The sequence below is a fragment of the Streptomyces sp. NBC_00859 genome (assembly GCF_045161865.1).
Lineage (GTDB): Bacteria > Actinomycetota > Actinomycetes > Streptomycetales > Streptomycetaceae > Streptomyces.
Genome location: NZ_CP108826.1, coordinates 241,003 through 254,224, shown reverse-complemented (window position 1 = coordinate 254,224; position 13,222 = coordinate 241,003). Strand labels below are relative to the sequence as shown.

Genomic DNA, 13,222 nt, shown 5'->3' with positions numbered 1-13,222 from the left:
GGACGCAGATCCCTCCCGAGGAGCTCCTATGACCGTCGTCGGGACCCGCCGCCCGCACCGGGTGGGGGTCGTCGTCTTCAACGGCGTGAAACTCCTCGATGTCGCCGGCCCCAGCGAGGTCTTCAGCGAAGCGAACCAGTTGGGCGCCGACTACGCGCTGGAACTGTGCGCGCCGGGCGGCGGCGAAGTTCTCTCGTCGACCGGTATGCGGATCCCCGTCGACACCGACGCCGCCCGGAGCGGCCTGGGCTACGACACGCTGCTCGTCATGGGCGGGGACGCGCTCCCGACCTACCCGATCAGCCACGCGCTGCGCGATGCCGTCGCCGCGTTGGCCGACCGTTCCGGCCGGGTCTGCTCGATCTGCACGGGAGCCTTCATCCTGGCCGAGGCCGGTCTCCTGGACGGACACCGTGCCACCACCCACTGGCGCCACACCGAACTGCTCCGCAGCGCCTATCCCGCGATCGCCGTCGAGCCCGATGCCATCTTCGTGCGCGACGGCACGCTGTTCAGCTCGGCCGGCGTCACGGCGGGTATCGATCTGGCGCTGGCACTGCTGGAGGACGACCACGGTGAGGACATGGCCCGACAGGTGGCCCGCTCGCTGGTCGTGTTCCTCCAGCGGCCGGGTGACCAGTCCCAGTTCTCTCCGGCCCTTCAGGGCCCGAGGCCGCAGACGTCGGCGCTGCGTGCGGTGTTCGACGCGGTGCTTGCCGATCCGGCGGCCGGACACTCCATCGCTGAACTCGCGGCGCGGGCGGCCCTGAGCCCACGCCATCTGACCAGGCTCTTCCGCGAGGAAGTCGGCACCACGCCCGCGCGCTACGTCGAGTCGGTGCGTTTTGACACCGCGAAACGTGCGCTGGACGCGGGGCACACCATCGGTGAGACAGCGGTGCGGGCCGGTTACCGCAGCGCGGAGACACTGCGCAGGGCTTTCGTGTCACGTCTCGGGGTGTCTCCGCGCACCTACCAGCAGCGCTTCCGGTCGGCGCAGCGGCGTGACGCGGTGCCACCGGCCGTACCGGGGCATACCGAGCCGGGGTGCGCCACGGACGTCCCGGCTTCGGCGGACCGCCCGGGTTTGGCCTAGGCCTGGTCGGCAGCAGCGCGGATCGCTGCCAGATCCAGCTTCTTCATGGAGTACACGGCCTTCATCGCCCGCTCGCCGCGTGCCGGATCGGGGTCGTTCAGGAACTCGTGCAGCGCCACGGGAGCGATCTGCCAGGACACGCCGTACTTGTCCTTGAGCCAGCCGCACGGCCCCTCCTGGCCGCCCTCGCTCAGCTTGGCCCAGTAGTAGTCGATCTCTTCCTGGTCGGCGCAGTTGACCAGCAGCGAAACCGCCTCGGTGAACGGGAAATCGGGGCCGCCGTTGATCGCGGTGTACTCCTGGCCGTCCAGGACGAAGCCGACGGTCAGTACGGTGCCCGCGGGCCGGGGGCCGGCCGCGGTGTAATGCGTGACGTTCTTGATCTCCGAGTGTGGGAACACCGACACGTAGAACGCGGCGGCCTCCTCGCCCTCCGTGTCGAACCAGAGGTTCGGGGTGATCCGGGGCATGGGTCTCTCCATCGGTCGTCGTGATGTCGCTTCTGCATCTGTACTGACTCTCGCGCGGACCGGAACTCATCGCAGCGCGGCCCACTGAGGCGAGGAGCGCTGGTTCCCGTGGGTCAGGTGCTTTCGCGTGATTCCACCGGCAGCCAGGCCAGGACGAGAGCGCCCGCGGCGAGCACGAGTCCGGCCAGCACCAGCATGCTGGTGCCGAGCGAGTCCGTGAAGGCGGTGATCACGGCCCGGTGCATCGCCGGGCCGTGAGTCATGGCCTCAGCTCCGGCCACCGTGGTGGGCGCGCCGGTGCCCCGCAGCGGCGCGGGGAGCCGGGCCGTGAAGCCCGCGGTGATCAGGGTGCCGGTCAGGGCAACGCCGAGTGCGCTGCCCAGTTCGCGGGTCAGACTCTGCAGCCCCGAACCGAGCCCTGCCCGGTCCGGTGGCAGGGCCGACATGAGTGTTTCGGAGAGCAGGGGCGTTGCGAGCCCGCACCCGGCGGCGGTCAGTCCGGCAGCGAACGCGTACACCGCGTAAGGGGTACCCGGGCCGACCCGCGAGACGGTGCACAGTCCGCACGCAAGCACGAGCAGCCCGAGGCTGATGACTGTCCGGCTGTGCAGACGGTGCCGGAGCGCCGTCGCACAGCGCGGGGCCAGCAGCAGGGCCGCGGCCATGGGCAGCAGGCGGATCCCGGCGCCGAGGGCCGAGTAGCCCTTCACGTACTGGAGGTACTGGCCGTTCAGATAGAACAGACCGAACATGCCGAGGAATACGGACACCATGCCCACGGCTCCCGCCCGCACCGACGGTCTGGTGAGAAGCCTCGGGTCCAGGATCGGATGCGCCGCGCGCAGTTCGTGGACGGTCCAGAGCGCCAGCAGGGCGGCTGCGGCCGCGAAAGGGCCCAGGACCTGCACGCTGCCCCAGCCCCGTTCCGGTCCGGAGACGATACCGAAGAGCAGGGCCAGGAACCCCAGGGTCAACAGCATCGCGCTGACCGGGCCGACCGGACGGGCGAGACGCGGCGACGCGGGGGCGACGAGTGCGGCGAGCAGCAGGGCAACGAGTGACAAGGGCGCCGCGTACAGGAACAGCGAGCGCCAGGAGCCGCTCTGGATCGCTGCTCCGCCGCCGACGTTGCCGAGCACGGCGGCCAGTCCTGTCATGGAGGCCCACAGTGCGATGGGGCGCGACCTCCCGCTCTCGGGTGCGCCGGCGACCATGAGCGCCAGGGTGGTGGGCAGTACGGCTGCGGCTCCCACTCCGCTGAGCATCCGTCCGGCGATCAGCACGCCCACACCGGGTGAGGCGGCGGCGAGTGCGCAGCCCAGGGTGAACAGGGCCAGGCCGGTGAGGAGCACCCCCTTGCGGCCCATGCGGTCGGCCACCGCGCCGGCAGGCACAACCAGGCACGCGAAGACGGCCACGTAGCCGTCCACCACCCAGAGCACAGCCGCCGCCGACGGGTGCAGCGAGCCGGCCGACAGCGATGGAATCGCCAGGTTGACCGCCGAGACCATGCCCACCACGAGGGTGACGCACAGACACATGACGACGACGGTCGCGCGCGGTGCGGCCGTCGGGCCGCCGGCCGCGCGGCCGGGCCGGGGCCTGATGGGGACTGGAAGGGCCGGGCAACGGGTCAAGGAACCCTCCAGGTCGGCAGGCATGTCGAGTGCCCGCGGCGCGGCGCGGACAGGGGGATGAGGGCAACCGGACGATACGGCTGCCGATCGCGGACGGGGGAGAGGGGCCGGGGCGGGCCGCGGCCGCGGATGGCAGACCCGTGTGTGAGGCGGAGCTGAGGATCTGGCCGGGGGCGTGAGGAAAGGAATGAGCAACGAAACGCGGAGCGAAGCAAGGGGAGGGGGCGAATCAGCCGGCGTCAGGCCCGCCGCGGTGCAGATCGGCCTGGAGCGAGAGCCGGTCGCCGCGCACGGAGAGGAATTCCAGGTCGACAGGCCGGCCGTCGGCGAGCCTGCTGAGCCGCTCCACGGCGAAGAGCGCGGTCCCCGGGGGTGCTGCCAGGATCCGGGCGGTGTGGGGGTCGGCGTTGACGGCCTGGACCGTCACTTCCGCGGCGCCGAGCCGCTGTCCGCAGGTCTGCTCGATCAGGGCGAACACATCCTGGTTCTCCAGGTCCAGGTCCAGCAGCGGAAGGCCGATATCGACCGGCAGATAGGTGAGGTCCAGGGACAGCGGCGTACCGTCCAGCCTGCGCAGGCGCTCAAGTCGCACCACCGGTTCGCCTTCCGGCACCGACAGCCGTCGGGCGACCTGCGAGGGCGGTACGACAGTGCCGCCGGCTCTGACCTCGTTGTCCACCGTGCCGTGCGACCGCAGTGTCTCGGCCAGTCCGGCCAGCCGTTCCAGTGGATGAGAGTGCTTGCGGTTGAGCAGGACCGTTCCCACACCCCGCCGGCGTTCGACGAGGCCTTCGTCCCGCAGGATCTGCAGGGCCTGGCGGACGGTGTTGCGGGAGACAGCGAAATCCGCCGCGAGCAAGCGCTCGTCCGGCAGGAACCCGTCGGGGTACAGGCCCGCAGCGGCCTGCTGCCGCAGCACCTCCGCGACGTTACGCGCCCGGTCGGCGCGCCGCGCCGGGGAGCGCTCGGAGGACGCCGCCGAGATGTGTTCCATGCGGGCCGCTCCTGTTCCTCCCGTACGCCACCGCTCAGGGGCAGGGCCTGGCGGTGACGTTCACCGTCGGTCACCCAAACTAAGGGCCAGATGTTTCGCTTTTGTTACGCCACCCGCCTTGACCTGCAATGATGCCTGGACCTGGGGTAATGGGGGACGTTGCCCCGGATCCGCCACCAACGGCGTCCCGGACCGGTCTCGCCCTTCGGTCGCCTCCAGCCGCGGCGGACGGGAGGGCAGCTTTCGAAGCGGCGGGCGTCGATGGCAGTGGGGGGTCTTCCGTCGGGGTGCCCGGTCATGCCGTCCGTTTTCGCCGGATGGACAGGCCGAGCACGGACGTGGCTTGTTCTGAGTCCCGTGGTGCGTGAGGGGCTGTTAAGAATCAAGGCCGTATCCCTTGAAATCACTTGCCTCCCGCGCATCAATGAACAACGACATCCGACGGCCCGTCAGATGACTTCGGCAGGGCCGGTATCGGATATCGGTGATGTTGCGATGCGTAGTCCGCGTGAAATCTGTGAGCACTCCGGTCTTCGGCAGGGTGGTCGGAAATTCCCGCCGGATCCTGAGCGGGAAGCATGCCGAGGATCCGGCCGAGTGCCCAGGAGTGAAGCCCACGGGAGAAACGGGACGGGTGTCGGTCACCTGAAGATCTGATGGCCAACCAATTGGAAGGAAGACACACACATGAGGCACGGAAGCAGAAGCGGCAGAGCAGTCCTGCGCGCGGCGGTCGCCGTCGGAGCGGCGGCGGTGGTGGGACTCGGCTTCACCTCCTCCGCGTCGGCCGTCACGCCGCAGACGGCTACGGCCACGTACGACTGTGGTACCTGGGGCGGCGGTTCGGCCACATTGGCCGCCACTCAGAGCGGCACAGCCGCGACGATCACGCTGACGTCCGCAGTGACCACCCCCGTCCACGTCGCCCAGGACTCCATGGACGCGACACTCGCCCTCGCGAAGAACGGCAGCGGCACCACGGTGTTCACGGGCGCGAGGAACCCGGACCTCCCGGCGGGCTCCGCCGTCACCATCGGGCCACTGACCGGTACGGTCGCCGCGGGCGACAGCCTCGACTCGTACACCGGCGGTACAGCGCTGTCGATGACGATCTTCGGCGTTACGGTCAACTGCAATGCCACGACGGCCCAGTCGCCCGGACCGTTCGTCTTCTGAGGCAAGTGATCAGCGCCTGAGCGCATGAGCCGGCTCGCGCGAGAGTATCTGCAAGTTCTCGGCGGCCGCGCCATTCCGCACCGTGCTCGGCGCGCACAGATGTATCCATACTGATCCGGTCGGCCGGACAACGGAAAGTCCGGTCCCGCCTGTGATTCCCTCGCCGCACTTGTGGCCCCCACCCCGTGGATTCCCTTTTTCGTCTCCCCTTCTTCTCGGTCCTCCGGTATTTCTTCTGCAGTCTCTCGCCGGAGACGAATTCGGGCCGTTGCTCCCTGCCCAGGACTGAGCCCCCGGCTACGCGGGACGGCCGCAGCGGACGCCGCGCGCCCGCCCTCCGGGCGACGACGCGACTTTGCGGACACCCGTCCATCAACCGCGTGAACAACGCTCCGGGCCAATACACCTAGTACGTTGCTGCGGACCCGGCCATCCAGGCAGGTCCGACGCATACACCGCTTCCACGGAGTCCCAGTGCCCCTTCAGCTGCCCAGCCGCGCCACGGTTCTCTTCCAGGGCGACAGCATCACCGACGCGGACCGTGTGATCCACCCCACGCACGAACTCGGCCACGGATATGCCGGAATGAGCGTCGAGCTGATGCGGACACTCCACCCCGACAGCGACCTCACCTTCATCAACCGCGGCGTCAGCGGCGACCGCATCGCCGACCTGCGTGCCCGCTGGCACGAGGACGCCGTCACGCTCGCGCCCGACCTGCTGTCCGTCATGATCGGGGTCAACGACACCTGGCGCCGCTACGACGGGGGACTCGTCACCACCATCGAGTCGTACGAGCACGACTACCGCGACATCCTGACCCGGGTACGGGAAAGCAGCGGCGCCCAACTCCTCCTCATCGAGCCCTTCCTGGTGCCGGTCTCGTCGGAACAGTGGGCCTGGCGGGAGGATCTCGACCCGCGGATCCACGTGGTACGCAGGCTCGCCGAGGAGTTCGGCGCCGCACTGCTCGCAGCCGACGGCCTGCTCAACCAGGCCGCCCGGAGTGCGGGCGGAGCCGCCCATATCGCCGGGGACGGCGTGCACCCCACGCCGTTCGGCCATCGTGTGCTGGCCGAGGCCTGGGTGGAACTGGTCTCGGCCGGAGCGCCGGCGGACGCCACGGCACCGGAGACGGCACCGGCCCTGGAGCACTGACCGCGCCGCGCGGCAGTTTCCCGGCGGTGACCGCGGTAACGCGTGGCACGCTGGGCACCCATAAGGAGTCCTGAGTCACGCACCAGCCCGAGGAGACGTGTCACGTGCCGCAGAATCAGCCACCGGAGGCAGGTTCCGTCCCGGCGGCACTCGCGCAGGAACACCGGCTGCGCAAGGACCTCGGCTTCTGGGGCCTGACCGCGATCGGCTTCTCCAACATCCTCGGGTCCGGCTGGCTGTTCGCCGCTCTCTACGCCGCCCAGACCGCCGGGCCCGCCGCCCTGCTTTCCTGGATCGGGGCCGGGCTGCTCTGCGCCCTGGTGGCCCTGGTGATGGTGGAACTCGGGGCGACGCGCCCGGAGGGCGGCGGCACCGTGCGCTGGCCGCTGTACGCCAGCGGGCGACTCGTCGGCACGGTGATCGGCTGGTCCGTTCTGCTGTCGGTCGGTGGCACGGCCGCGGAGATCAGCGCCATCATGCAGTACGCCGCGCACTACGTGCCGGGCCTCTACAGCGGAAGCAGACTCACCGCGACCGGCCTCGGCGTCGCCGCCGCGCTGAGCGTGCTGCTCACCGTGCTCAACTGGTTCGCGGTGCGTGTCTTCGCCCGTCTGAACAATCTGGTGTCGCTGCTCAAGGTCGTCATCCCCGTCGTCACGGTGATCGCCCTCTTCCTCTCCGGCACCCACTCCGGTCGCCTCACCGACCACGGTGGTTTCGCACCCTACGGGTACGCGGCCTGCCTCACCGCCCTCGCTGGCGGCGGCATCGTCTACTCCGTCAACGGCTTCCAGGCGCCTCTCGACTTCTCGGGTGAGGCCCGCAACCCGCGCCGGACCGTACCCGCCGCCGTACTCACCGGCATCGGCCTGGCCGTCCTCGTCTACCTCGCGCTCCAGCTGGCGTTCCTCTTCACCGTCCCCGACTCCCTGCTGGGACACGGCTGGCACGGTGTCAACTTCGAGTCACCGTTCGGCCAGCTCGCCCTGGTGCTCAATCTGCACTGGCTCGCGACCCTGCTCTACGCGGACGCCGTGCTCTCACCGGGCGGTTCGGCGTACGTCGGCGTGGCCATCGACGCGCGGCACACCTACGCACTGGCCAAGAACGGCTTGCTGCCCCGCTTCTTCATGCGGATCGATCCCAGGTCCGGTATGGCGCACCGGGCGCTGCTGCTCAATCTCGCGGTCATCATCGTCTTCATGCTGCCGTTCGGCGGCTGGCAGGACATCGTGAGTGTCATGGGCGACATGTATCTGCTCATCTACGCGGCATCGGGGGTCGCCGCCGCCGTGTTCCGGGCACACGACCGTGAGCGGGGAGTGACGCGCGCGGACGGCCAGGTGCCCGGAGTGCGCTGGATCGCCCCGGTCAGTTTCATGGTGGCCGGCGAGTTCGTATTCTGGTCCGGCTGGCACGATCTGCGCCTGGCGCTGCCGCTGGTGCTCGTCGGCGTTCCGCTGTTCCTGATGCTGCGGCGCGGCACGGACGGGCCTGCCCCCCTCGACGAGCTGCGGCACGGAGCCTGGCTGGTCTTCTATCTGGCAGCCCTGACGCTGCTGTCGTGGCTCGGCAGCTTCGGCGGGTCGGGCCGGCTGCCGGCACCGTACGACTCCGTGACAGTGGGAGCCGTATCGCTGGCGGTCTTCGGATGGGCGGTCCGCTCAGGCGCCGGCCACCTGAGGTCGCGTTCGGCGGCCGGACCTGGCGGTGTGCCCGGCCTGCCCGATCCAACCCGCCCCTGACCTGCTCGGATACTGAAGAACCCGGCCGTGCGATGCTGGGGGACGAAACCGGATCAGGGCCGGAGAACAGGGGAGTACGGCAGCGCGATGGCAGCAACACGGCGGACACGGACCGGAACCTGGGACCGCTACGCGGCATCCGACCCGGGATTTCTGCGACTGATGGCGGGGCTGCGGACCGTCGCGGCGATCGGACTCGCCCTCGTCGTGCTCGCGCTGTTCCACACGCCGGTCACTCTCCTTGTCGCCGGAGCGATGGCCGCCATGGTGTCCACCTTCGCGATCAGGGAGAAGGAGGTGCGCAGCCAGGCCATCACGCTCGGACTCGGCCTGCCCGTCGCCCTCACGTCGATGTCACTGGGTGCGCTGCTCAACACCCGCATCGTCGCAGGCGACCTCTTCTTCGTGCTGCTGATCTTCGGTGCCGTCTACTCCCGCCGCTTCGGTGATCGCGGCACATCGCTCGGCCTGATCGGGTTCCAGGTCTACTTCGTCTCGCTGTTCGTGCACGCCACCGTCGCCACCCTGCCCCAGCTGTACCTGACACTGACCATCGCCTTCGTGAGCAGCGCGGTCGTACGGTTCGCCGTCGTGCCGGAGACCCCTGAACGGACCCTCGGCCGGCTGAGGGGGGCCTTCAGGGCTCGGCTCGCCCAGCTCGTCGCCACTCAGACAGCGCTCCTGGACGCCACCCCCGAACAGCTGGACAAGGTTCTCGACGAGCTGCGCAGGCGAACCGCGCGGCTGCACGAGACGGCGCTGATGATCCAGGGTCAGCTGGAATCCGGCACCCGGGACGCGGCCACGGCGGCGCTGGTGCAGCGCAGGATCGCGGACGCGGAGATCGCCGCGGAGCGACTCGGAATGCTGCTGCTGAACGCGCGCAGCGCCGAACGGGCGGACACCCTCACCCTGCACCTGCCCAACGCACCGGCCCCCGCCGCCGCGAGCCGTGTCCAGTCCGGCAGCAGCGCCGGGAGCACCGACGGCGCCGACGACATCACGGCCCGCCTGCGCAGGGACCTGAACGCACTGCACCTGCTGGTGGGCCGGCTGGCCCCCGACGAGCGGGGCACGGCCCTTGCCCATCTGCGCAACAGGTTGCTCGGCTACCGCGACGAGAAGAATCTGCCGCCCGCCTCCCTCGCCGTACAGGACGTGTTCCGCGGACTCGGTGAGGCCGCGCGCTCAGTCCTGGGGCTGCGGCTGGCGCTCGACGGACCGCAGGACGAGTCGGACGACACCCCGGAGACCACCCGCTCGCGCGAGGAGTTCGAGGCCGAGGACGTAGCGGCCACCGTGCGGGCCGAAGAGACCGAGGAGGACCGCACAGGGCTTCAGCGGCGCACCACCAGGGCCGCGTTCCAGGTCGCGGTCGGCTCGATGCTGGCCATCGTCGGCGGTGAGTTCCTCTCCAGCCAGCGCTGGTACTGGGCGGTGCTAACCTGCTGGGTGGTCTTCCTCAACACCGCGTCCACCGGCGAGATCCTCGTCAAGGGCTATCGGAGGCTGCTCGGCACGGTCCTCGGCGTCATCGCCGGTGTGGGTCTCGCGGGACTCGTCGGCAACCACACCTGGACCGCGTTCGCCCTGGTGCTGCTCTTCATCTTCGGCATGTTCTTCACCGCCCCCCTCTCCTACGCCCTGATGTCATTCTTCGTCACGGCGATGCTGGGGCTGCTCTACACGCTGCTCCACACCTACAGCCTCTCCGTGCTGGTGCTGCGGATCGAGGAGACAGCCCTGGGCGCCGCCTGCGGGGTCATCGCGGCCGTCCTGGTGCTCCCCGTGCACACCGACAGGCGCACCGACGAGGAGCTCGCCACGGTGCTGTCCCGGCTGCGGGACGTCGCATCCGCCGCGGTGTCCCAGCTCAGCGGTGGCCCTCCGGTCGACCTCCTCGACATGGCACGCGATCTGGATACGGCCCTGGACGACCTGCGCCGCTCCACCCGGCCGCTGACGCACCCGATCACCCCGCTGCGGGTACGGCGGCAGACTGCCCGCTACCTGGTGGCGGTGCTGGAGACCTGCGCCTACCACGCGCGTTCGCTCGCCGCCACGGCCGAACTGGTGCCGTACAGCAAGACCATCGCTGCCGACCCGCGCCTGGAGAGGTCCGGCGAGCGTATCGCGCACAACATCGACGTGATCGCGGCACAGCTGGCGGACGAGAACGCCGTCGGTGAGGTCGAGTCGGGTGCCAGCATCGCCGCGATGCTGGAGAGCGGTTCGTCCGAGGTACTGCGGTCGGGCACGGTCACCTACCGCGTACTGCGCCATCTGCAGCGTCTCGACGAGGGGGTGGTCGGCCTCGCCCGCACCCTCGACGTGCCGGTCGGGGCCGGCGAGGAGCGCCGGGCCGCCTGACCGGGCGGCCGGCACGCGCCGCCATCGCTCAGAGCGCGCAGCGGAACCCGCCGTGCCCCGTCGTGCTGTCGGGCGTGTTCGAGGTACGGGCAGCGACCCGGTATCGGTTGCAGTACGAACGGTGGCAGAGGTACGAACCACCGCGCAGCACCCGGTTCCCACCGGTGGGCGGACCGGTGGGGTCGGACCGTGTCTCCCGGTGGTCGGCGAAGTGCCAGTCCGGGCTGAACCGGTCGGCGCACCATTCCCACACATTGCCCGAAGTGTTGTAGAGCCCGTACCCGTTGGGGGAGTAGGCGGTGGCCGGTGCGGTGCCGGTGAAGCCACGGGCGTCGCGAACGGGGAAGTCGCCCTGCCAGATATTGCAGCGCTGCCTGCCACGCGGGGTCAGTTCGTCGCCCCACGGGAAACGGGCCCGCACCAGCCCGCCGCGGGCGGCTTTCTCCCACTCGGCCTCGGTGGGCAGCCGCTTGCCCGCCCAGCGTGCGTAGGCGTTCGCGTCGTTCCAGGACATATGCACCACCGGGTGGCCCCGTCGGTCACCGGCCGACGAGCCGGGGCCTTCGGGAGCGCGCCAGTGCGCACCGGCGACCGCCCGCCACCAGGGCGCCCCGGGGACAGTGCCCGGGAGGACCGCGTGGCGCGCCTGAGGGGGGACGGAGGAGCCGAACACATAGGACCAGCCGATGAGTTCGGCCTCGGTGCGGTACCCGGTGGCCTTGACGAAAGCGGCGAACCTCCCGTTGGTGACGCATGTCGCGTCGATGTGGAACGCCCCGACGGCCACCTCTCTGACAGGTCCCTCGCCGTCGGCGGGGAACGCGTCGGCGTCGTCCCCGCCCATCAGGAACGGTCCGCCCGAGACGGCCACCATGCCGCGCAGCACTTCGGCGGGGCGGCGCTCCGGTACGGCGAAGTCAGCCGGCGGAGGCGCAGACGGCACCGCGCAGGCGACCGCCGCAGCCGCTGCCCGGTCGGGGCCGCAGCACGCGCTCACTTGGCGCCGTCCACGCGGGAGCGGTGCGGTCCGCCGAGAACGGCGGCTTCATCGGCCCCGCGACAGCACGGCAGGGCACCGGTGATCGGTTCCGTCATGGACGAACGGTCGGCCGGTCGGACTGCTCCTGTCAAGACCCGGCAACAGGTACGGCAAGCCCCGCGCGTTCACCGCCATCGGCCGGGAACGCGACGACTTCGCACCACCACACCGGGTGGACTGTCAGTGGTGGCTGGGATGCTGCTGATATGAGTGAACGGACATGGCGCCGGGTGTACGGCGCGGACCACGACGACCCCGATCCGGGCCCGCAGCCGGGCTGCGACTACCGGGAGCTGGTGGGAGGGCCGCTCGACGGCCTGCTGCTCGATGTCACCGGCTGGCAGGCCCCACATCTCGCGGACGGGGCCGCCCTCGCGACCGAGATCGGCTCTCACGGGCCCGGCGGCCACGCGCGGTACGGCCCACGAGCCCCGGGAGCACGGCTGTGGGACTGGCAGGGAGATATCCCCTGAGGCGGCCGGCGCCCATGTCCCGCGGTGCCGATACGCTGAGCAGTCATGCACCTTCTTGTACTCGGCGGTACGTCGTTCGTGGGCCGCGCCATCGTGGAGGAGGCCCTCCGCTGCGGGGCCGAAGTGACCTTGTTCGGCCGGGGAAGGACAGGTACGGGGCTGTTCCCCGGCGTGCCCCGGCTCATCGGTGACCGCGACACAGGTGACTGCACGGCGCTGGCAGACGGCCGTTGGGACTCGGTCGTGGACGTCAGCGGATATGTCCCGCGCCATGTGTGCCAGGCCATGGACGCGCTGGGGGACCGGTGCGGAAGGTACCTGTTCATCTCGAGTCACGCGGTTTACGAGCGCTCCGGCCTCCAGCCCGGATCGAACGAGGACGCACCGCGTCGTGCACCGGAGCGGACCACTGAGCTGCTCGACGATGACACCTACGGACCGGCCAAAGTGGCCTGTGAGGACGATGCCCTTGCCCGCTACGGCTCACGCGCGACCATCGTGCGCCCCGGAAAGGTCGCGGGACCGCATGACCCGTCGGACACCTTCACCTACTGGGTGCGCAGGGCCGCACGCGGCGGGCGGGTAGCCCTGCCCGCCGACCCGGCTCAGCCCGTACAGGTCATCGACTCCCGGGACTTGGCCCGCCTCGTGGTGCGCCTGCTCTCGGACGACCGGCCCGGTGTGTTCCACGCGGTGGGGCCCGCCGAGCCCACCACACTCGGCGGGCTGATCGAGACGTGCGCGCGAGCCGCCGGCACCGAGGTCGAGATCGTGCCGGTGACTCCGGAGCGTGTCGAGCCGATGTTCCCGCTTGTCCGGCCCAACTGGGCCACGCAGCAACGCAGTCCTGCGCGGGCACGGGCGGCCGGTCTGACGGCGACACCGCTGGAGGTCACCGCGGCGGACGTCCTGGCCTGGGACCGCGAACGCGGCGAACCGCCCATCCGCCGTGGCTACACACCCCAGCAGGAGCAGAGACTGCTCGCCGGTGCGTACCGTCCGTAACCCGGGCCGGTACAGGGCGGTAACGCCGGAAAACGCATTGCCCGCTGCCGCCCGGCGGG

General features: G+C 70.3%; 11 protein-coding genes. 7 read left to right on the top strand and 4 right to left on the bottom strand.

The window, feature by feature from the left end; translation table 11 throughout:
- The first annotated feature begins 28 nt into the window (after positions 1-28).
- Complete coding sequence (locus tag OG584_RS01155) at positions 29-1,096, top strand: GlxA family transcriptional regulator (protein ID WP_405774033.1); 1,068 nt, start codon at positions 29-31, stop codon at positions 1,094-1,096.
- Here OG584_RS01155 and OG584_RS01150 read toward each other — a convergent pair.
- The 3 genes from OG584_RS01150 to OG584_RS01140 all read right to left on the bottom strand — a co-directional run bounded on the left by OG584_RS01150 (position 1,093) and on the right by OG584_RS01140 (position 4,197).
- Positions 1,093-1,566 carry a VOC family protein gene (locus OG584_RS01150; protein WP_405774031.1) on the bottom strand — a complete coding sequence of 158 codons (474 nt, stop codon included), beginning with the start codon at positions 1,564-1,566 and terminating at the stop codon, positions 1,093-1,095. The genes OG584_RS01155 and OG584_RS01150 overlap by 4 nt on opposite strands.
- A gap of 113 nt (positions 1,567-1,679) precedes the next feature.
- Positions 1,680-3,107, bottom strand: a complete 1,428-nt coding sequence (locus OG584_RS01145; protein ID WP_405774029.1) for an MFS transporter — start codon at positions 3,105-3,107, stop codon at positions 1,680-1,682.
- Between the two features lie 325 nt (positions 3,108-3,432).
- Entirely contained in the window at positions 3,433-4,197 is a 765-nt protein-coding gene (locus OG584_RS01140) for a GntR family transcriptional regulator (protein ID WP_405774027.1), read from the bottom strand.
- Between the two features lie 687 nt (positions 4,198-4,884).
- On the opposite strand from OG584_RS01140, the gene OG584_RS01135 reads away from it, so the two are divergent.
- The 4 genes from OG584_RS01135 (at position 4,885) to OG584_RS01120 (ending at position 10,646) form a co-directional block, all read left to right on the top strand.
- On the top strand, positions 4,885-5,373 hold the full coding sequence (locus OG584_RS01135) for a hypothetical protein (RefSeq protein ID WP_405774025.1): 489 nt from the start codon (positions 4,885-4,887) through the stop codon (positions 5,371-5,373).
- Positions 5,374-5,847: 474 nt separating this feature from the next.
- The gene (locus OG584_RS01130) at positions 5,848-6,531 is read left to right on the top strand and encodes an SGNH/GDSL hydrolase family protein (RefSeq protein WP_405774023.1); all 684 of its coding nucleotides are present in this window, start codon (positions 5,848-5,850) and stop codon (positions 6,529-6,531) included.
- Between the two features lie 104 nt (positions 6,532-6,635).
- Positions 6,636-8,276: an APC family permease gene (locus OG584_RS01125; RefSeq protein ID WP_405774021.1), complete on the top strand. Its 1,641-nt coding sequence runs from the start codon at positions 6,636-6,638 to the stop codon at positions 8,274-8,276.
- 87 nt (positions 8,277-8,363) lie between these two features.
- A complete protein-coding gene (locus tag OG584_RS01120) occupies positions 8,364-10,646 on the top strand; it encodes an FUSC family protein (RefSeq protein ID WP_405774019.1) in 2,283 nt (760 codons plus the stop codon).
- 28 nt (positions 10,647-10,674) lie between these two features.
- On the opposite strand, the gene OG584_RS01115 is transcribed toward OG584_RS01120, so the two are convergent.
- The gene (locus OG584_RS01115; protein WP_405774017.1) at positions 10,675-11,643 is read right to left on the bottom strand and encodes a formylglycine-generating enzyme family protein; all 969 of its coding nucleotides are present in this window, start codon (positions 11,641-11,643) and stop codon (positions 10,675-10,677) included.
- Positions 11,644-11,891: 248 nt separating this feature from the next.
- Between OG584_RS01115 and OG584_RS01110 the strand changes: the two genes are divergently transcribed.
- Together OG584_RS01110 and OG584_RS01105 are read left to right on the top strand one after the other, a co-directional pair.
- The gene (locus OG584_RS01110; RefSeq protein ID WP_405774015.1) at positions 11,892-12,158 is read left to right on the top strand and encodes a hypothetical protein; all 267 of its coding nucleotides are present in this window, start codon (positions 11,892-11,894) and stop codon (positions 12,156-12,158) included.
- Positions 12,159-12,203: 45 nt separating this feature from the next.
- Positions 12,204-13,163, top strand: a complete 960-nt coding sequence (locus OG584_RS01105) for an NAD-dependent epimerase/dehydratase family protein (RefSeq protein WP_405774013.1) — start codon at positions 12,204-12,206, stop codon at positions 13,161-13,163.
- The last annotated feature ends 59 nt before the right edge of the window (positions 13,164-13,222 follow it).

Coding starts and splice junctions, on each gene's coding strand:
- OG584_RS01150 (WP_405774031.1), bottom strand. CDS start 1,566: ATGCCCCGGATCACCCCGAACCTCTGGTTCGACACGGAGGGCGAGGAG.
- OG584_RS01105 (WP_405774013.1), top strand. CDS start 12,204: ATGCACCTTCTTGTACTCGGCGGTACGTCGTTCGTGGGCCGCGCCATC.
- OG584_RS01110 (WP_405774015.1), top strand. CDS start 11,892: ATGAGTGAACGGACATGGCGCCGGGTGTACGGCGCGGACCACGACGAC.
- OG584_RS01140 (WP_405774027.1), bottom strand. CDS start 4,197: ATGGAACACATCTCGGCGGCGTCCTCCGAGCGCTCCCCGGCGCGGCGC.
- OG584_RS01145 (WP_405774029.1), bottom strand. CDS start 3,107: ATGTGTCTGTGCGTCACCCTCGTGGTGGGCATGGTCTCGGCGGTCAAC.
- OG584_RS01120 (WP_405774019.1), top strand. CDS start 8,364: ATGGCAGCAACACGGCGGACACGGACCGGAACCTGGGACCGCTACGCG.
- OG584_RS01155 (WP_405774033.1), top strand. CDS start 29: ATGACCGTCGTCGGGACCCGCCGCCCGCACCGGGTGGGGGTCGTCGTC.
- OG584_RS01135 (WP_405774025.1), top strand. CDS start 4,885: ATGAGGCACGGAAGCAGAAGCGGCAGAGCAGTCCTGCGCGCGGCGGTC.